Origin of the sequence: Citrobacter sp. RHBSTW-00986, from assembly GCF_013783065.1 — a bacterium.
Lineage (GTDB): Bacteria > Pseudomonadota > Gammaproteobacteria > Enterobacterales > Enterobacteriaceae > Citrobacter > Citrobacter braakii.
This window is the reverse complement of sequence record NZ_CP056200.1, coordinates 459410-479586: the sequence shown is the minus strand read 5'-3', so window position 1 is coordinate 479586 and position 20177 is coordinate 459410. Positions and strand designations below refer to the sequence as shown.

The window sequence follows — 20177 nt, the reverse complement described above, 5'->3', positions numbered from 1 at the left end:
TCCCGACGCCAGTCACTCTACAGACCATCAATATGCAGGAACCTCCTGCATTTTCAGGTAAGTATAGCCATAAAAAAACCGACGCCTTTAGCGTCGGTTTCCAACTCTTAATTACTGGTTAGCGCATGCTGGTATTTGTGCAGCATCCCGCTAAGTCGTTTTACCGGCTCGGTCACCTGCGGCGGCGCTTGCCAGATGATTAATTTCTCCTGATAGATCTCAAGCTCCTCCAGCAACTGGCTAAAGTAGCGTCGGCGCTTGTCGTCGTTTCCTGCGGAAATCACGTGATCCGCAGTGCGACGAAGCTGGCGATGGAACGTGGATAGATCCTCGTTTACCGGTATCGGCGCATCGCGCAAGCGCTGATGCGCAATGATCATCGTCAGCGCCAGGCGAAACTTCGCCAGGTCGCCGGGAAATTTGTTCATCAGCAAAAACAGCTGCTGATAAAGCGCCGGGAGATGGTTTTCTTTACGACGTACCACGTTGGTGGTCATCGCTGAAACCGCCGCCGAGACAAACTGGTTGAGCAACACGCGACCCGTTCTGTCACGAGAGTTATCGCGCACCAACAGAATGACGATAAATGCCAGCACGCAGCCAACAATTTGCCCCAGCGCACTGTCAAGGAACTGGCTAAAGTGGAAGGTCATCGGGTTATCCAGCACGATGATATTAATAGTGCTGGCCAGCGCACCCATTGATCCCAGCCGTCGTTTCTGTACCTCTATACCCAGAAAGAACCCCAGCACCGCCAGGCTCAGGCACAGTAACAACATGCTTTGTTGCGTATTGGGGATAATCACCAGGAAATAGAGCGCCCCGAGCGGTAACGCCGCCAACGTACCGTAAATAAAGTCTATCGCCACCATGCGCGGGTTGGGCAAACGCATTGCCAGCGAAGTGACAACCGCAATCATCACCATTGCGCCGCTGCCGGAGGTCCATCCGGTCCACAGCCAGAATAAAGTTCCCAGGACACAAGAAAGCGTGGTGCGCCAGAAGTTGACCATCGCATGATGGCGCTCGGCAGACTCCACCTTCACTACTGGCTCACCTTGCAGGATCTCTTCTTCCGTGGCGCTAATTTTGGTATTACTCAGTACACCGCGTTTGAGCAACAGGTAGCGCGTCGCGGCGCCTGCCCAACTATATATCGTAATCGGCGTTTCGCGTTCACCGGTCCAGGCAATCACCCGCCGCATCCGCTTCAACTGTTTATGAACATCCTGCACCGTTTCAACCGGCATATTGAACAACTCGCGGAAGGTATCAGTGATCAGTTCGGGTCGAGTGTTCTGAATAAGATAGGTTTCGCAGGACTGCGTGATGAGCGTGAGTGACAGCGTGTTCAATGCTTTGAGCCTGCGGTTAGCCCGCCCCCAGCGTGAGGACTCCATATTCAGGTTACTTCGCATGCCTTCCAGTGCCGCCGTACGCCGGACTAAATCGCCCCAGGCTTTGTCCACTTCTTCACTGTCACCATGCTTAATGCACAACTGCATAAGCTGATACTGCGCCACCAGCAGGCTGTCCAGTTCGACATCAATCTCCTGTTTCACCGAACGGGGCGAAAAGAGCAGATCGGCCACAATAGCACAGACAATCCCCATCACTATTTCACTACAGCGTTCGAGCGCAAATTGCGGCGTCAGCAGCGGTTCAGCCTGGATGGTAATGACGATGATCAGCGCCGTATAGCCCGAAAGTCCCCAGGCATAGGAGTTTTCGATCTTCACAAGCGACGAGATCCAGGTACAAAAACCGGCCCAGATACAACACACCAGGATCATCAATAACGGGGCGCGGATCATGCTGATGATAATGATCAGTGCAGCAATACAGCCAATAAATGTCCCGACAATACGCAGCATGCCGCGATAGCGTATAGCACCAGAATAGGGCTCTCCGCCAGCGGCAAAGGCCGGGCCAGCCGCCACAATGGCGGCGGTCAGCACCGCCCAGCGCGGGGTCTCAAGTTGGAAGTGAAAGCCAACGAACAGCGCCAGTACAATCGCGCACGCCAGTTTTACCGCAAAGCGGATATGCTGGTTGGCAATAGAGAAAATGCCCATCACGATTAGCCAAACTCGCGCAGGCGGTGCGCCATTTTACGAAAGAAGGATTCCCGGCTTGCATCGCGATCCTGCTTGCCGGTAATGACGACGGTAGCCGTAGTCCCCGCAGGCCACAGGGTTCCCTGCTGCTCATCAAGACGAATTCGCACCGGTACACGCTGCGCCAGACGCACCCATTCAAGATTGGAATCAATGGTCGCCATACCCTTTGCGTCCCGCGTGCTGCTGGCATTCGTTACGCCAGCCGCCACGCTATCAACGGTGCCCTTCAGCACATGATTACTGCCCAGCGGGGTGATCTCTGCGCGATATCCAGGGCGGACGCCTTCCAGCTTGGTTTCTTCCATATAGGCCAGCACATAAAAAGAATGCTGTTTGACCAACGCCACCGCCGTAGAGCCGCGAGTAATAAATTCGCCGCTGTAGACGTTCAGGTTAGTCACCCAGCCATCTGCTGGCGCGCGAATGACGGTACGTTCCAGATCTAATTTCGCCAGGTCGCGGGTCGCCTGCGCCTTCGCAAGCTGGTGTAATACGGTTTGCAGGACATTGTTTGACTGGTCGATCTCTTCACGAGACATAGCCTGCACGCCCAGCCGGTTACGACGGCTGGCCTCCTGGCGTTTTTCCTGTGATAACACCTGATAGTAGGCGACGTCTGCTTCCGCTTCTTCGAGTGCTTTTTTATAGCGCGGCTGATCGATGGTAAACAGAACCTGGTCTTTCTTCACCAGTTGATTATCATGAACGTTGACGTTAGTGATAAGCCCGGCGACATCCGGGGCTATTGCCACAACGTCGGCGCTGAAGCGCGCATCACGCGTCCACGGCGACTCGGTGTAGAACACCCATGCGCGGAAAATGGCGATGAAGGCCAGAATGACCAGTACGAGAGTCGTGGCCGTACGGGAGAGTTTTCTTGTTAGTGTTTTCACTTCAACCTCAAACGAACAGGCGCGTTATTAAATAGAACAGGCAGCAATACAGCGCGGTGTTAAACAGAGCCGGGTGCCAGACAAAATCATAGATGCCAGTTGGAACCAGTACCCGGCGCACCAGCCAGAAAATCGCCAGTGACAAAAGTAATTCGAAAAAAATCGGTGGGAAGGACAGACCAAACACCACGATAACGGGAAACAGACTCATGTTGACCTTGGTAGCTTAAGAGAGTGCAGGTGATAGATTTTCTAGCGTATGTCACCGCAGAGAAGGGCAAGGATGAGCCAGGCGAGAGCGACATAGCTGTTATTTGAATAATAATATATTAACGTAACTGTTATGCTGTTATCTATATTATGTGATCTAAATCACTTTTAAGTCAGAGTGAACAATGGAACGATTAAAACGTATGTCGGTGTTTGCCAAAGTTGTCGAACTGGGCTCCTTCACCGCCGCCGCAAGACAGCTACAAATGAGCGTTTCATCGATAAGCCAGACGGTCTCTAAACTGGAAGATGAGCTACAGGTCAAGCTGCTAAACCGCAGCACACGCAGCATTGGGCTAACCGAAGCCGGTAAAATTTATTATCAGGGCTGCCGCCGGATGCTGCACGAAGCACAGGATGTTCACGAGCAGCTTTATGCCTTTAACAACACGCCCATCGGCACCTTGCGCATTGGCTGTTCTTCAACCATGGCACAAAATGTCCTCGCTGGGTTGACCGCAACGATGCTGAAAGAGTATCCAGGATTGACGGTAAATCTGGTAACAGGCATCCCGGCACCGGATTTAATCGCCGACGGTCTGGACGTGGTTATTCGCGTCGGCGCGTTGCAGGACTCCAGCCTGTTTTCACGTCGCCTGGGAACCATGCCGATGGTGGTCTGCGCCGCTAAAAGCTATCTCGCGCAGTTTGGCGTGCCGGAAAAACCCGCCGATCTCAGCAACCACTCGTGGCTGGAATACAGCGTGCGCCCGGATAATGAATTCGAACTTATCGCTCCGGAGGGGATCTCTACCCGCCTGATCCCAGAAGGGCGCTTCGTGACTAACGATCCGATGACGCTGGTGCGCTGGCTGGCCGCAGGCGCGGGTATTGCCTATGTGCCGCTGATGTGGGTGATCAATGAGATCAATCGTGGCGAAGTGGAGATCCTGCTGCCCCGCTACCAGTCGGATCCACGTCCGGTCTATGCACTGTATACCGAAAAAGACAAACTACCGCTCAAGGTCCAGGTGGTGATTAACTATCTGACGGATTATTTTGTCGATGTGGCGCAGCTGTTTCAGGGGATGTACGGCCGGGGAAAAGAGAAATAAAAAAGCCCGGTAGCGCTTTGCTTACCGGGCCTACATTCAGTGCCAGCGCACATTCCAGGCCGGATACGCTGAGCGCTATCCGGCGACCGGGTCGTTACGCGGTGCCACCTACGGTCAAGTTATCCACCTTCAGCGTCGGCTGGCCCACGCCCACCGGCAAGCTCTGTCCTTCTTTACCGCAAACGCCAACCCCGTTATCCAGTTTCAGGTCGTTACCCACCATCGAAATCTGCTGCATCGCTTCGATACCGGAGCCAATCAGCGTTGCGCCTTTCACCGGTTTGGTCACTTTACCGTTTTCAATCAGATACGCTTCGGACGTCGAGAATACAAATTTCCCAGAGGTGATATCCACCTGACCGCCGCCAAAGTTAGGCGCATAAATACCGTATTCAACGGATTCGATGATTTCCTGCGGCGTGGATTTCCCCGGCAGCATATAGGTGTTGGTCATACGCGGCATCGGCAGGTGCGCGTAAGATTCACGGCGACCGTTACCCGTTGGCGCTACGCCCATCAGGCGCGCATTCAGTTTGTCCTGCATGTAGCCTTTCAGAATGCCGTTTTCGATCAGCACGTTGTACTGACCCGGTGTCCCTTCGTCATCGATAGCCACGGAACCACGACGGTCCGCCATTGTGCCATCATCCACAACGGTACACAGTTCTGATGCCACCAGTTCACCCATGTGACCGCTGAATACCGAGGTGCCACGGCGGTTAAAATCACCTTCCAGCCCATGACCGACCGCTTCATGCAGCAGAACGCCAGGCCAACCAGCGCCGAGTACCACCGGCAGCGTACCAGCAGGCGCTGCTACCGCGGACAGATTGACTAACGCCATGCGTACGGCCTCTTTCGCCCACGCGTCGGCACGGACTTCACCATCAAGGTCGCCAAGGAAATAGTCATAGCCAAAACGACCGCCGCCACCGCTGGCGCCGCGCTCACGCTTACCGTCCTCTTCGACCTGTACGCTTACGGACAAACGTACCAGCGGGCGGACGTCAGCGGCCAGCGTACCATCAGTCGCGGCCACCAGGATCAGTTCATAAACACCGGTCAGGCTGGCGGTCACTTCCTGGACGCGTTTGTCGGCGGCACGGGCCACGTTGTCTACGCGGCGCAGGATATCGAGTTTTTCTTCGCGGCTCATGCTCTGCAACGGATCAACCGAGGTGTAAAGCGCCTGATGCTCCACGGCCCCCAGCGTTTTTACTTTGCCGTCACCGTTGTCACGCACGATAGTACGCGCGGCATGAGCGCTTTGTTCCAGCGCCAACAGGCTAATCTGGTCTGCATAGGCAAACCCTGTTTTCTCGCCGCTGATGGCGCGCACGCCAACGCCCTGATCGATATTGTAAGAACCATCTTTAATGATGCGGTCTTCTAAAACCCAGGATTCGTGATAGCTCGACTGAAAATAGAGATCGCCGTAATCAAGACGGCGTTCGGCCAGTTGGCCCAGGATGGCAAACAGATCCTGATGTTTCAGGCCATTTGCCGCTAGCAATTGTTCACTTACCAGGTTCAGACTCATCGTTTTGATTACTCATTTAATTCTGCCGGATAGCGGAAAAAACGCCTTATCCGGCCTACGTTGTTAGGCTGCTGTAGGCCGGATAAGCGCTGCGCCATCCGGCAATACTATGTACTGAGATTGGGGCAATTACTCGCCCCCGTCAAATCATTGCTGGCTTTCTTTGCGCGGCTGACGCAGAACTTCGTTAATTTGCGGCTTATCGACCGGACCGGTGATGCGATAGCGCAGAATCGAGACTTTGCTCCACAGCGGCCCCAGCACCTTACTGGCGGCAAACACCGCCGCACCAACAATCGGGTTGACGGCAAACGCGGCGGCAACGCCTACGGTGGCAGATATTTCTGGTGCAACGATGGCTTCCATGTCCAGATCCCGGCGTACCAGGTTCACTGAACCTTTCATCGCAATATCGGCTTCCAGACCGTCCACCAGCGTGTCGTCGGTATGCATCACACCATCTTTGATCCACGCCGTGCTGCGAATCGAGTCGAAATAGAAGCCTTCGCTGAAGGTGTCGCTAAAATCAAAGCGCAGTTTACGCAGTAACGCATCGAAGCTTAGCAGACGTAACAGTTGCCCCGCATGTCCGGTACTGAGTTCGGTAAGTTCGCCTTTGCCCAGCCGGGTACGCAAAATACCATTCAGCGAGGCTACATCAGGATCCCACGGCGGATTACGCCAATGCAGATCATACTCCACGTTGAATGAAGAATTGCGAATCGGCGTTGATACGCCAAAGAAACCGGCTGCGGAGTCAATTTTATTGCCGCTCAGTTTACCCTTCAGCGACGTTCGCTCCTTGCCCGGCGCATTCACCCACACGCCGTCGGTGGTCAGTCTGGCAAAACCCGTATCCAACAGACCGTTACTCAAGGTCAGCGTGTCGCCTTTAATCGCTACATCGGCGTCAATGCGCCCGTATTTCTGTCCCCACATCCAGCACTCGGCACAGCGCAGTTGAAGGTCCGGCCAGCCACGAAAGCTGACGTTGTCGATGGCTGAGAACGGCGAGGCTGGCGTACTATTTTGTGACGGTTTTGCCGCGCTTGGGTTGTAATAAAGATACTTAATATTGGCCAGCCACGGCGCATTATTGCGCATAGCCAGCGTGGCGTTAATTTCACGGCCCTGCGCCTGCACGGTGGAGCCATTGCTCGCAGGCTCAGAAACGATACTCAAATTATTCCACTGTTGACCGCCCAGGGATAACGATGGCGTACGCACCGTGATGCGCTGCGGGAAGTTAGCGTTGCTGCCCACGTTATCCACAGCGCCTTTCTGGAATAACGCCAGCCATTGCGCGCCATCCATAGGGGGAAGATTAAGCTCTATGCCTTGTTGATCGGGTAACGCTGGCACGGTGCGGCTTTCCGACGCCCAGATTGCGCGGTCAAGCGTCAGTTTCTGATTCAGCAGCCAGCGGCTGTTAAAATGATTTTTACTGCCAGCGTTGCCGGTCAGATCAAAGCTGCGCAGATTGCCGTTGGCCTTAACGTTCACCGGCAACGCCTCACCGGCCGCCTTATTCAGCGGAGAAGGTAAGTGACTACTTACATTCTTGAGGTCGCCCTTTAACTCAACGTTGTAGGTCGGCCCGGCATGATACGGAAGATCGATTCCTACCTTGCCATTCCACGCTATGCTGCCATTCAACGCGTCGTTGACCTGCGTCGGTAAAATCCCCATGCGGCTTGGCTGCCAGTCACCTTGCAGATTCACGGCTACCTGATAGGCTTTCGCCCCTTCGGTCGTGGAAAAGTCGACGTTCAGCGGCTGATTAAACCAGTTCGCGGTCATCGGCTCGCTCTTCAGATCACCGTTGATAAAGCTGAAATTACCATTCAAATTCTTCAGCGTGCTGTCGAGCGGTTTAATAAACAGGCTGTTATTACGCAGGTTGACGTCACCTTTGGCGGTAACCAGCGAGCCGTCTAGCGGAATATCAAGATGTAAGCGAGCATTCACATCGCCGTCAATCTGCAACTGCTCAAGCGTAGCGCCGAGTGAATCCTTCAATGGCGTCTCATCAAAATAAGGTCCAACCGCCTTGCCCGGCCCGTTGATGTCGGCATCAATCAGCAGTTTTTCTTTGGCATAGTCGGGGATGTTAGCCGTCAGATTACTGGCCTTCACACCGCCCAGATTAACGCTATCGGTCTTCATCCACAGACCGTCGTTAATGAAGTTCAGTTCAATATTAAGGTCAGTCAGCGCGGGCCAGTCGGGCTGGAAAGCAAACTTCGCATTGCGAAGCGGCACCAGTACCTGGAACTGCCCTTCATTGTGTAGATACGGGAACAGATGCGGGTCGCCGCCATACACCAACGTGGCGTTATCCGCTTCGCCGCCCTGAATAGCGCCGCTGAGGTAATCAACCAGCTCTTTGCCCATCAGGTTTTCCGGGAAGTAACGCCAAGCCTGAGAGCCATCGTCGGTGCTGATACCTGCCAGAATGCCCAACCATGGCTCATCATTGGCGGGTTGCAGATAGCGAAAACCACCGCGTGCGCGTACCGCTTTCGCTTTAACATCAATGTTGCGCCCATCTAACTGGAAACCTTTATCATTCTTCAGCCAGCTTAGCGTCGCTACGCCGTCCTCTATCTCCAGCGGTGCGCGAAAGACGGTTTCATACGGCATTTTAGCTTGCTTCATGGAAGCAGTGAGCGCCCCGTTTTCAACGCTGCCCGCGAGCGTACCGGAGAAATGTTCTGCCCCTGGCAGCAGCTTCCACTGTTTCCAGGCCAGATTGGTCCACGAGGACTGGAAGCGAGTTTTTTCTGTTGCCTGTAACGGGATATCCAGCGCCAGCACATCTATTTTGCCGCTCGGCTGCGTGGCCCGCCAGATATCACCCAGCGCAGGCGATAACTTGGCCGCCATCGGACGCAGCCCTTCTAACCCGGCCAGCTCCAGATTGCTGGCGCGGATGCGTAGCTCGTCGCTGCGTTTGTTATTCTCGCCGCCGACTTCCTGTTCAGGGATCCAGGCCAGCGCTAACGCCCCGCTTGGCCAGGGTTTATCATCCATCGTGATACGGGTATCGGGAATGGAGAATTGCCAGCCCGACTGCTCGCGGCTGATGTGCGCCGTCAGGTTATCGACGGAGAGCGTGTGCGTACGACTCTCTCCCAGCCAACTTGCCCCACCTTTTTTCAGCCAGACATCGCCGCCGGAAACGACACCTTTTCTGATCGTCATCCATGCTTCCAGGCTAAAACGCGCGGTTTGCAACGCGACATTATCCTGCATCCATTTACCCAGCCACGGCTTGACGTCGATATCGTCGGCCTGCAGCCAGACCCGACCGTTATTCAACAGCCCGTTGTCATCACGCAGATCCATTCGCACCTGCATAACACCGTGCTGCCCGGTCAAACTGGAGAGACTGACCAGGCCTTCAGCGCGATGTCGGTTTTTACCGTTAAGCCAGGTAAGCTGCGGGATCGCCAGTTCTGCACGCTGGCCTGAGAGGGTTAAAAAGCTAATCTGGCTGTCGCGTAGATCGAAATGATCAAACTGACGCAGGAAGAGATCGCTCAGGTGGCCGGCTTCAATTCCATCACCGCTTTCGCTGCGCTGGATGGGGGTATTAGTACGCAGCTGCAGCTGCCAGAAGGTGAGATCGCGAAACTGCCAGCGCATGTGCAGCAAGCTTTGCCAGACATCCAGCGCTAATGTGACGCGCTTTACCGAAAATTCACCGCCATCTTTAAGCTGCGCATGGATATCGCGCGCTTCAAGAGTAGGACCGAAATTTTGCCAGCTAGCGGAAAGTTGGCTGGCGGAGACGGGCAGACCGGTGGCGGATTCAATCTTGCCAAGGATGGCCGGACGCCAGCTATCAAGATGAGGCAGCGCAAGGCGCAGCCCACTGACCAGCAGCGCTGCGATGACAACGAATGCGGCTCCAGTGAGCAGTAATATCCCCGGCAATCGCCTCACGCGCCTCTCCTTGTCTACCAAAAAATGTGACTCACAAAACCGTCTTGCCGGATGGCGGCGTGAACGCCTTCTCCGGCCTGCAAGGTATCGCCATTGGGCGTTTACCAGGCCAGATTACATCATGACAACGTCGAACTGCTCCTGGTTATACAGCGGTTCGACTTGTACTTTAACCTGTTTGCCGACAAAGATTTCCACTTCCGCCAACGCATGTGACTCTTCCCCCTTCAGGGTTTCAGCCACTGCCGGAGATGCATAAACCAGGAAACGATCGGAGTCATATGCATGGTGTACCCGCACGATTTCGCGCATGATTTCATAGCATACAGTTTCCACGGTTTTCACCGTACCGCGCCCATGACAGGTCGGACACTCGTTGCACAGCACATGCTCCACGCTTTCACGCGTGCGTTTGCGCGTCATCTCCACCAGGCCCAACTGTGAAAAACCGTTGATGCTGGTTTTTACGCGATCCTTGCTCAGCGCCTGTTCCAGAGAGTGCAGTACCCGTCGACGGTGATCTTCATTATTCATGTCGATAAAATCGATAATGATAATGCCGCCGAGGTTACGCAGACGCAGCTGACGAGCAATGGCCTGCGTTGCTTCAATATTAGTATTAAAGATAGTGTCGTCGAGATTACGATGCCCAACAAACGCTCCGGTATTGATATCGACGGTGGTCATTGCTTCAGTTTGATCGATGATCAGATAGCCGCCGGATTTCAGTTCAACCTTGCGTTCCAGCGCGCGCTGGATTTCATTCTCAACGTCAAAGAGATCAAAAATGGGCTGGCGCCCGCTGTAATGTTCCAGCTTGCTGGTCATCTCGGGGATATATTCCGCTGTGAACTCCAGCAACGCTTCATAGGTCAGACGAGAGTCAACGCGGATCCGGTCAAGCTGGGCATCCGCAAAATCACGCAACACGCGCTGCGCCAGCGCCAGTTCGCCGTACATCTGGTAGCGCGTTTGCGGGCGCTTTTTACGCTCCATAACTTTAGTCCAGACGCGCTTCAGGTAGGCAGCATCCGAGGCCAGATCCTCCTCGCAGACGCCTTCCGCCGCTGTGCGAATGATGAATCCGCCCTGTTCATCGCAGTAATCCGCCACCACTTTTTTCAGGCGTTCGCGTTCGGTTTCGCTTTCGATACGTTGGGAAACGCCAACGTGCGAAGCACCTGGCATAAAGACGAGGTAACGGGAAGGAAGCGTGATGTCCGTCGTCAGGCGTGCACCCTTAGTACCCAACGGATCTTTTACCACCTGCACCATCAGATCCTGGCCCTGGCGCACCAGTTCAGAAATGTCGCGCACGGTGAACTGTTTTTGTTCTTCACCCGCCACGCATTCGGTGTGCGGCATGATGTCTGAAGCGTGAAGAAATGCGGCTTTATCCAGTCCAATATCTACAAAAGCCGCCTGCATACCCGGAAGTACACGACTTACACGACCTTTGTAGATATTGCCTACGATTCCGCGTCGCGCCTCACGTTCAATATGAATTTCCTGCAGAATACCGCCATCAATGTAAGCCACCCGAGTTTCCGATGGCGTTACGTTTACCAACAATTCAGCCGTCATGTTTATCCCTTTTCTCACGCAGTGCGTTAAAATTGGTCAGCAACTCATACGTTTCTACCAGCGGTAAGCCGACTACAGCGTGATAGCTGCCATTGATCTTCCTGACAAAACAGCCACCCAACCCTTGAATACCGTATGCACCTGCTTTATCCATTGGTTCACCGCTGGCAACATAGCCCGCGATATCCTCATCGGTTAGTGCTCTGAACGTCACTTCCGTCACCACCAGACAGTCCAGACTGTGCCGGCGGTCGGCCAATGCCACGGCGGTCATGACCTGATGCGTTTTGCCCGACAGTTTGCGCAGCATTACTGCGGCATGGGCGGCGTCGTGTGGTTTTTCCAGCACTTCGCCATTAAGGATAACAATGGTATCTGCACCCAATACAGGCAAATCACGCTGCGCCAGCGCCACGCCAGCCTGCGCTTTTTCGCGTGCCAGACGCGAAACATACTGCTGTGCGCTCTCCTGCGGGTGTCGCTGTTCTTCAATCCCAGGCACCAGCCGTTCAAAGGTAACACCAAGCTGAGCGAGCAGCTCCTGACGACGTGGAGAACCTGAAGCAAGATACAGAGTATTCATATCAACCTTATTGCACCGCAAACTGCTGACGGACTTTACGCATCAGTAAGAATAGCCATGGCCAAAGCACACCATTCACTACACTACTCCAGAACACTTCGGGTCTGAAAGAGACATTGATCACTAAAAACTCGGCCCAGAAAACAATAATATCCACGACCAGTGATAACAACATGACCACCAGCGCCTGTTGCCAGAGCGCGAGGTTACGGAATAGCTGGAATTTCAGCGCGACCAGATAAGCAATGATACTCATCGACAATGCGCGCACGCCAAGCGTGGAGCCGCTGATGAGATCCAGTATGGCACCCACCACAAACCCCGTGCCCACATTTACGCGATGCGGCAGCGCCAGGATCCAGTACAACAAGATGAGCAGTACCCAGTTTGGCCGGAAAACCAGAATATCGTCCGGCCAGGGCATGATTTGCAGCAACAGTGCAATAAGGAACGAGAGCCAAATCACCCAACGTCCCTGGCTACGATAGCTTGCCACTTACTGTCCTCCCGGCTTACGCGGAGCAGGTTGTGGCGGCGTGGTGTCCGCAGGCGCTGGAGTCACGCCTGTTGCGGGAGCTGGCACTGGCGCAGGCGGCCCCATGGCATCTGGTGCAGGCAGAACTTGCGGCATCATTTGCATCAGACGTTCATTGGCAACGCGGTGCACTTCTTCTGGCGTCATCGGATTTGCGCCGTTACGATCGGCGCCCCACAACAGCAGCAGATAACGCAGACGCTGCAGACCTGCGGTCGGGCGTGCCTGAATCACGGTATAAGCGCGCTGAGTGTCCAGCTTAACGGAAGAAACAACACCAACTGGATAGCCTTCAGGGAAACGTCCCCCCAGACCCGAGGTAACCAGCACATCGCCAACGCGAATGTCGGTGTTGGCCGGCAGGTGTTCGAGCTGAAGATCGTCGGTGCAGCCGTTACCGGCAGCGATCACGCGGATATCGTTACGCAGTACCTGAATGGGCAGAGCATGCGTCGCATCGCAAATCAGCAGCACGCGGCTGGTCAGTTTAGCCACCGCTACGACCTGACCCACAACGCCTTTGTCGCTAATAACCGGCTGACCTTCGTAGACACCATTAACGCTCCCTTTGTCGATCACCACCTGATCGCTGTAAGGGTCATTAACCGTTGAGATGACCTGCGTCACCATCTTTTGTTCGTCCTGACGCAGCGGCGATCCCAGCAGCTCACGCAAACGCGCGTTCTCCTGTTTATATTGCCCCAGCATCAGCAGCTCGCTGTTTTTCAGCAGCAGTTCCTGACGCAACGCCCGATTTTCAAGTTCGAGTTGGTCACGCGAAGCCAGCGTTTGCGAAACGCCGTCGAGTAATTCACGAGGACCATTTGAGATAAAGTAGAAAGGACTGACGGCGGTATCCATGTACGTTCGGATTTGACTAAACGTACCCAGGCGGCTGTCGGCAATAATAACGCCGAGCGCCACCAGCACCGCCAGAATAAGGCGAATCTGTAGCGACGGGCCACGGCTAAAAATTGGCTTCATAGTCTATGCGTATTCTCGTATCAGAGCGGAAGGGCAACCCGCGGGCTACCCTACCTGCATCCGATTACTCTTCGCTGAACAGGTCGCCGCCGTGCATATCGATCATTTCCAGCGCCTTGCCGCCACCGCGCGCCACGCAGGTCAGCGGATCTTCAGCAACAACAACTGGAATACCGGTTTCTTCCATTAACAGACGGTCAAGGTTACGCAGCAGAGCACCGCCACCGGTCAGTACCATGCCGCGTTCGGAGATGTCAGACGCCAGTTCTGGCGGACACTGTTCCAGTGCAACCATCACCGCGCTCACGATACCAGTCAGCGGTTCCTGCAGGGCTTCCAGAATCTCGTTGGAGTTCAGGGTAAAGCCGCGTGGAACACCTTCTGCCAGGTTACGGCCGCGAACTTCGATCTCGCGCACTTCGTCGCCCGGATAAGCGGAACCGATTTCGTGTTTAATACGTTCTGCGGTGGCTTCACCGATCAGAGAACCGTAGTTACGACGAACATAATTAATGATGGCTTCGTCGAAGCGGTCGCCGCCAATACGTACAGAAGAGGAGTAAACCACGCCGTTCAGGGAGATAACGGCAACTTCAGTTGTACCACCACCGATATCCACAACCATAGAACCGGTTGCTTCAGAAACTGGCAGACCCGCCCCGATCGCAGCCGCCATCGGCTCTTCGATCAGGAATACTTCACGGGCACCTGCGCCCTGGGCGGATTCACGGATCGCGCGGCGTTCAACCTGAGTTGCTCCAACCGGTACACATACCAGTACGCGCGGGCTTGGGCGCATGAAGCTGTTGCTGTGCACTTGTTTGATAAAGTGCTGGAGCATTTTTTCAGTCACGAAGAAGTCAGCGATAACGCCGTCTTTCATTGGGCGAATGGCGGCGATATTGCCCGGTGTACGACCCAGCATCTGCTTCGCGTCATGGCCCACTGCGGCTACGCTTTTTGGCGAGCCGGCACGATCCTGACGAATGGCCACAACAGAAGGCTCATTCAATACGATGCCTTGTCCTTTTACATAAATAAGGGTATTCGCGGTACCCAGGTCAATGGACAGGTCATTGGAAAACATGCCACGAAATTTTTTCAACATACTAAGGGATAATCCTGAAAGCTGGGGCGGAAAACAAAATCCGCTTACTTTACCAACCACACGCAGCAGCGACAAGGCGCAAAAATCATCTGCTACGGTGAAAATTAGTGCAGTTCGTTTCCTTTGTTACAAAATCGGCCTGAGTCCATCAGGGCTGAATAAATCAGCAGCACTCCTCGCTTTTGTTTGCAACCTGTCAAAGGTCATTCACCTGCATGTTTGCTGTTACAACCTGGCGAGCAGACAAGCACACCCCCAGAAGGCACAGCGCGCGTTATTCTACGTGAAAACGAATTAAACGGCAGGTTAAACCGAGTATCTTTGCGAATATTTTTTCACGTTAGTGTCAAGTGGCTGTGATGCGGCAAAAAAATCCCCTTGCCCACCCGCAACTCCGCGTTCCGTCAGCGTATGCCACTCGCTACGCGAACGAACGCCCGTGGCGTAAACCTGCGTTGGTGTTCCAGAACAAGCCTCCACCAGGCTTTGCACCAGGAGCTGGTTTTCGGTTCGCTTATCAATATTCCTCACCAGGCTTGGATGCAGCTTCAATAACTCAACGTTAAGCTCTTTGATCCAACTGGTGCTCACCAGCGTTAAACCCGCCTGCGTAACGGCAATTCGCACCCCCAGCGCATTCATCAATCTGATGACGGGCTGTAACCGGCTGATATGTTGACAGACATCTGCCTCAGCAAGTTCAATAATTATGCGTTTGCGTAATGATTTTTCGCACTGCATCAGCGTATCACGTAGCCAGCGCTGAAAACGTGGGCGAATTAGCGATTCAACCGTTGTCTGCATCGCCAGGTTTTCCTGCGGCCAGTAGCCCAACAGTAAGATCAGACGGCTGATTTGCAGACGGTCATATTCTTCTGCCAAGCCAAACTGCAGGACCATCGGCATATATTCCGCCGAAATAACCTCTTCGCTGCCATCAAAAATACGGCACATCAGCTCCCGGTGGTGCACCCGTCCTTCACGGGTTACCGCAGGCTTTTGATAAATTCTTGGTCCACCCCGGCTGAGCATCTGTTCGATCAGCGTTCGCCAGCGTACGTTACCCCGACCTTTTTCCGGTAGTGAGTCATCATAGACCGACCAACTGTTCCCACCCTGCAATACCGAGTTCCTCGTGGCGGCTTCGGCGTGATCCATCACTTGTTCCGTCGACTGACCGCTGCGGCAAACACAAATGCCAATATGAACCATATCGGCACGGTCGATCATTTTATTAGCCGGAAGCGCATCTACCGCTTTTAATAATTGCCCGGCAATACTTTCCGCCTCTTTCAGCGTGCGGTGTGGCAACAGGATGGCAAAATCGCTACGGTGGTAGCGCGCCAGCAACGCGCCCGGATAGCGCGTCATAAAAGTCGACAACAAATTGATTAACGTTGAAATTTGTTCTTCAGCAAGGGTAATTCCCCAGCTATCGCGCAGCAGCGTAAAGTCCGGCAGGCGTACCATCATCACGACGCCATGCGATCCCACTTTTTCCTGATCTTCCAGCAGCGTTGCCAGTTGGTTATCAAAGAACAGGCGGTTGCTTAGCCCGGTTTTTGTATCCTGCGCCACATAGGAACGAATCAGCGTATCCAGTCGGCTACGTTGCTCGCGGGCACTTTGAATTTCGGTCAGCAGCATATCGAGCGCGCTACTGGTACGCGCAGGCCATTCATAGACAGTCCCCCGCACGTTCGGTCCACGTTCGCCGTTAAGAATGCGCGTTGAACGAATCTCCAGCAACTCTTGACCTGAAAGCTGACGCTGAAGCCAGCGCACAGACAAAAAGAGCATCAGTATAATGAAAGCAATCGCCAACGTGAGCGGCGCGGTAGTCATCAGCGAATGGAAATAGTTGCCCATTGGATCCTGATAAACCAGACGCAGCGACATGCCCGGGTGTTTGACCAACGGGACGGTGACATCACGATACAGATTGTTCGTCCCCGCCGGGCGGTAGCTGCTGGTTCGGGAGTGATCATACACCACGTGTTCGCCCTGAAGCAGTTCGACGCGCACGATATCAACCGAAACCATCAGTTCATCGATTTGCGGGGTTAGCGCAACGACATCGCGGGAGACAAGGTGCGTATCAATCGCCGTCGCCACCGCCTGAACACGGGTGGTGAACTTATATTGAATCGCGTTATAGAAACTCAGCGAGCAGCCGATCAGAGTTACGAAGATCGTTAACCCTGTAAGCAGCGTCACAAAAGCTGAAAATTTCGTCGTTAATCGCATCCTTGTGTTAACTCCGACAGTTATGAAACAGGCATGAAAGTGATAAAGCGGCGCGAAAATGCAAAACTGAACGCAAAATCCGTCCATTTATACAAACAGTGTGGGCATACTACCAAATTAGGTATATCTGGCAATTTATTGCGCGGAATCGGCATCATGTTTTGATTAGCGAGTATAGTCTTCATTAATAATTTTCCAATCCACTATACGAATTGAGGACAGGTTATGCAGGCTTTGATCTTAGAACAGCAGGACGGAAAAACCCTCGCATCCGTTCAACCCCTCGACGAAAATCAGCTACCGGAAGGCGATGTGACGGTGGATGTCCACTGGTCAAGCCTGAACTATAAAGACGCCCTGGCTATCACCGGCAAGGGTAAAATCATTCGCAATTTTCCGATGATTCCTGGTATCGATTTCGCCGGTACCGTGCGCACAAGCGAAGATCCCCGTTTTCATGCCGGTCAGGAAGTTTTACTGACCGGCTGGGGCGTGGGTGAAAATCATTGGGGTGGACTGGCCGAACGCGCACGCGTGAAAGGCGACTGGCTGGTTGCGCTGCCACAAGGGCTGGACGGACGTAAAGCCATGGTCATCGGGACCGCTGGCTTTACCGCCATGCTGTGCGTCATGGCGCTTGAAGATGCAGGTATTCGCCCGCAAGACGGTGAGATTGTCGTCACCGGCGCCAGCGGCGGCGTGGGCAGCACGGCCGTGGCGTTACTGCATAAGCTGGGTTATCAGGTTGCGGCGGTTTCGGGTCGCGAAAGCACTCACGACTACCTGAAGAGCCTGGGCGCTGACCGTATCCTTAGCCGCGATGAATTTGCTGAATCTCGCCCGTTGGAAAAACAGCTGTGGGCTGGTGCGGTTGATACCGTTGGCGACAAAGTTCTGGCAAAAGTCCTGGCACAGATGAACTACGGTGGCTGCGTTGCCGCCTGCGGCCTGGCTGGCGGTTTCGCTCTGCCGACGACGGTGATGCCATTTATTCTGCGTAACGTTCGTTTGCAAGGGGTGGACTCGGTGATGACCCCGCCGGCACGCCGGGCAGAAGCCTGGGCGCGTCTGGTTAAGGATCTGCCGGACTCTTTCTATGCTCAGGCCGCCACGGAGATTACGCTGGCGGATGCGCCGAAGTTTGCCGATGCCATCATCAATAACCAGGTGCAAGGTCGTACGCTGGTGAAGGTGAAGTAACAAGCTCTGGCGCAGAAATTTACACTTAATTAACGAAATTTCGCGGCATATCTACAGACTCCCTGCCATATTAACTACGCGTCCCCTGTCAGTTATGACGCGTAAGCCGGGAGTCTGTTATGAAGAAATTACGTCCATTTACAGAAGCCGACGTCACTGACGAGTCGGCTTTTTTTATGCAACGCCGCCAGGTACTGAAAGCATTAGGAATCAGCGCCGCCGCGTTGTCTTTCCCCCTCTCTGCGCAGGCTGACCTTCTTAGCTGGTTTAAGGGGAATGACCGCCCGCCCGCGCCCGCGGGTAAGCCGCTTGATTTCAGTAAACCCGCCGCCTGGCAAAATTCGCTTCCTTTAACGCCGGCGGATAAAGTTTCTGGCTACAACAACTTCTATGAGTTCGGTCTCGATAAAGCGGATCCGGCAGCCAATGCCGGCAGTCTGAAAACCGATCCGTGGACGTTAAAAATCAGTGGTGAGGTGGCAAAACCACTCACCCTCGATCACGATGCGCTGACCGCCCGTTTCCCACTGGAAGAACGGATTTACCGGATGCGCTGTGTGGAGGCCTGGTCAATGGTCGTGCCGTGGATTGGTTTTCCGTTACATAAACTGCTGGCGCAGGTTGAACCCACCAGCAACGCAAAATATGTCGCCTTCGAAACGATCTACGCGCCGGATGAGATGCCAGGACAAAAAGATCGCTTTATTGGCGGCGGGCTGAAGTATCCCTATGTTGAAGGACTGCGTCTGGATGAAGCTATGCATCCACTCACTCTCCTTACCGTGGGGGTTTATGGAAAAGCTCTTCCCCCACAAAATGGCGCGCCCATTCGCTTAATTGTGCCGTGGAAATACGGATTTAAAGGCATTAAGTCGATCGTGAGTATTAAACTAACCCGCGAACGCCCCCCGACAACCTGGAATCTGGCCGCCCCCAATGAATATGGATTTTATGCCAACGTAAATCCGCATGTCGATCACCCGCGCTGGTCCCAGGCCACTGAGCGTTTTATTGGCGCAGGCGGTATTCTGGACGTTCAGCGCCAACCCACGCTGCTGTTTAACGGTTACGCCGACGAGGTCGCTTCGCTGTACCGTGGTCTTAACCTGCAGGAGAATTTTTGAGTGCGCCTGACTGCAAAGCACATTACCGGACTGAAAGTTTGCCTGCATCTTGCCGGCTTTTTACCGTTTGTCTGGCTATTTTGGGCGGTGAATCACGGTGGTCTGAGCGCAGACCCAGTCAAAGATATCCAGCACTTTACCGGTAGGACAGCTCTGAAATTCTTGCTGGCGACCTTGCTGGTCTCTCCCCTCGCGCGCTACGCTAAACAGCCATTATTGATACGCACACGGCGCCTGTTAGGGCTATGGTGTTTCGCCTGGGCAACGTTACATTTAACCAGCTACGCACTCCTGGAACTGGGCATTCATAATCTGGCGCTGTTAGGACGGGAATTAATCACGCGACCTTATTTGATGCTGGGCATTGCCAGTTGGGGCATATTATTCGCCCTCACGTTAACCTCCACCCAGTCGGCTCAGCGAAAACTGGGCAAAAATTGGCAGTATTTGCACAACTTCGTCTATCTTGTGGCGATCCTGGCACCCATACATTATCTGTGGTCGGTAAAAATTATCTCCCCTCAACCGATTATTTATGCAGCACTCGCTGTGGTGTTGTTAGCCTGCCGTTACAAGAAGTTTCGCCAGTGGTGGCGGTAGTTTCACGTTATGTGCAGTGCGTTACAAAATGTGGACGATCCGATTTTCTTTACATGTTAACGGTTGATTATCTTCCCTGATAAGACCAGTATTTAGCTGCCAATTGCTACGAAATAGTTATAATGTGCGACTTTGCTATCCCCGGTAGCGTTTTTAGAGCGCTGAAAGGGTGACATTCGCATGTTGAAGGTATATTTTGTCTTTTACCCGAAAATGGCAGAAGATAGCCGCACAATGACTAACAAGTCTGGCAATCTCACTTAATGGCAACCGCACCCAGTGCAATGCCTGAGATGCGTGGCATCTTGTCACTCACTGTTATAAAAATGCTATACAGACGGCGGTAAAACGCTTGTCACAATCTCACTAAACAAAGAGTACGGAAC

At 53.8% G+C, this 20177-nt stretch carries 15 protein-coding genes; 4 read left to right on the top strand and 11 right to left on the bottom strand.

The features are described from left to right. Nucleotides 1-107: 107 nt before the first annotated feature. Genes aaeB through aaeX form a run of 3 tightly spaced genes read right to left on the bottom strand, consistent with a single transcriptional unit; the run spans nt 108 to nt 3224 of the window. Nucleotides 108-2075 (bottom strand): p-hydroxybenzoic acid efflux pump subunit AaeB, encoded by a 1968-nt coding sequence (gene aaeB / locus HV345_RS02370; protein ID WP_047499757.1) that lies wholly within the window; start codon nt 2073-2075, stop codon nt 108-110. 5 nt (nt 2076-2080) lie between these two features. Further along, nucleotides 2081-3013, bottom strand: coding sequence for a p-hydroxybenzoic acid efflux pump subunit AaeA (gene aaeA / locus HV345_RS02365; RefSeq protein WP_016154711.1), 933 nt, complete (start codon nt 3011-3013; stop codon nt 2081-2083). A gap of 7 nt (nt 3014-3020) precedes the next feature. Further along, on the bottom strand, nt 3021-3224 hold the full coding sequence (aaeX, locus tag HV345_RS02360) for a p-hydroxybenzoic acid efflux pump operon protein AaeX (RefSeq protein WP_003025177.1): 204 nt from the start codon (nt 3222-3224) through the stop codon (nt 3021-3023). Between the two features lie 184 nt (nt 3225-3408). On the opposite strand from aaeX, the gene aaeR reads away from it, so the two are divergent. Next, complete coding sequence (aaeR, locus tag HV345_RS02355) at nt 3409-4338, top strand: HTH-type transcriptional activator AaeR (RefSeq protein WP_016157586.1); 930 nt, start codon at nt 3409-3411, stop codon at nt 4336-4338. A 94-nt stretch (nt 4339-4432) separates the two neighbouring features. On the opposite strand, the gene tldD is transcribed toward aaeR, so the two are convergent. The 8 genes from tldD to csrD all read right to left on the bottom strand — a co-directional run bounded on the left by tldD (nt 4433) and on the right by csrD (nt 16867). Further along, the gene (tldD, locus tag HV345_RS02350; RefSeq protein ID WP_016154713.1) at nt 4433-5878 is read right to left on the bottom strand and encodes a metalloprotease TldD; all 1446 of its coding nucleotides are present in this window, start codon (nt 5876-5878) and stop codon (nt 4433-4435) included. A 147-nt stretch (nt 5879-6025) separates the two neighbouring features. After that, entirely contained in the window at nt 6026-9826 is a 3801-nt protein-coding gene (gene yhdP / locus HV345_RS02345; RefSeq protein ID WP_181636209.1) for an AsmA2 domain-containing protein YhdP, read from the bottom strand. Between the two features lie 114 nt (nt 9827-9940). Next, on the bottom strand, nt 9941-11410 hold the full coding sequence (gene rng, locus HV345_RS02340; RefSeq protein WP_003828822.1) for a ribonuclease G: 1470 nt from the start codon (nt 11408-11410) through the stop codon (nt 9941-9943). After that, complete coding sequence (locus tag HV345_RS02335) at nt 11400-11993, bottom strand: nucleoside triphosphate pyrophosphatase (protein WP_016157589.1); 594 nt, start codon at nt 11991-11993, stop codon at nt 11400-11402. The genes rng and HV345_RS02335 overlap by 11 nt, the downstream gene beginning before the upstream one ends. Before the next feature lie 7 nt (nt 11994-12000). Then, nucleotides 12001-12489 (bottom strand): rod shape-determining protein MreD, encoded by a 489-nt coding sequence (mreD, locus tag HV345_RS02330; protein WP_047499764.1) that lies wholly within the window; start codon nt 12487-12489, stop codon nt 12001-12003. Continuing rightward, entirely contained in the window at nt 12490-13512 is a 1023-nt protein-coding gene (gene mreC, locus HV345_RS02325; protein WP_047499766.1) for a rod shape-determining protein MreC, read from the bottom strand. Nucleotides 13513-13576: 64 nt separating this feature from the next. Continuing rightward, complete coding sequence (mreB, locus tag HV345_RS02320) at nt 13577-14620, bottom strand: rod shape-determining protein MreB (RefSeq protein ID WP_000913396.1); 1044 nt, start codon at nt 14618-14620, stop codon at nt 13577-13579. 306 nt (nt 14621-14926) lie between these two features. Continuing rightward, the gene (gene csrD, locus HV345_RS02315; RefSeq protein ID WP_016154717.1) at nt 14927-16867 is read right to left on the bottom strand and encodes an RNase E specificity factor CsrD; all 1941 of its coding nucleotides are present in this window, start codon (nt 16865-16867) and stop codon (nt 14927-14929) included. A 225-nt stretch (nt 16868-17092) separates the two neighbouring features. Here csrD and HV345_RS02310 point away from each other — a divergent pair, with 225 nt between their 5' ends. The 3 genes from HV345_RS02310 (at nt 17093) to msrQ (ending at nt 19791) form a co-directional block, all read left to right on the top strand. Then, complete coding sequence (locus HV345_RS02310) at nt 17093-18067, top strand: MDR family oxidoreductase (RefSeq protein ID WP_047413938.1); 975 nt, start codon at nt 17093-17095, stop codon at nt 18065-18067. 119 nt (nt 18068-18186) lie between these two features. Further along, on the top strand, nt 18187-19191 hold the full coding sequence (gene msrP / locus HV345_RS02305; protein WP_016157591.1) for a protein-methionine-sulfoxide reductase catalytic subunit MsrP: 1005 nt from the start codon (nt 18187-18189) through the stop codon (nt 19189-19191). After that, nucleotides 19192-19791, top strand: a complete 600-nt coding sequence (msrQ, locus tag HV345_RS02300) for a protein-methionine-sulfoxide reductase heme-binding subunit MsrQ (protein ID WP_016157592.1) — start codon at nt 19192-19194, stop codon at nt 19789-19791. Nucleotides 19792-20177 lie beyond the last annotated feature (386 nt).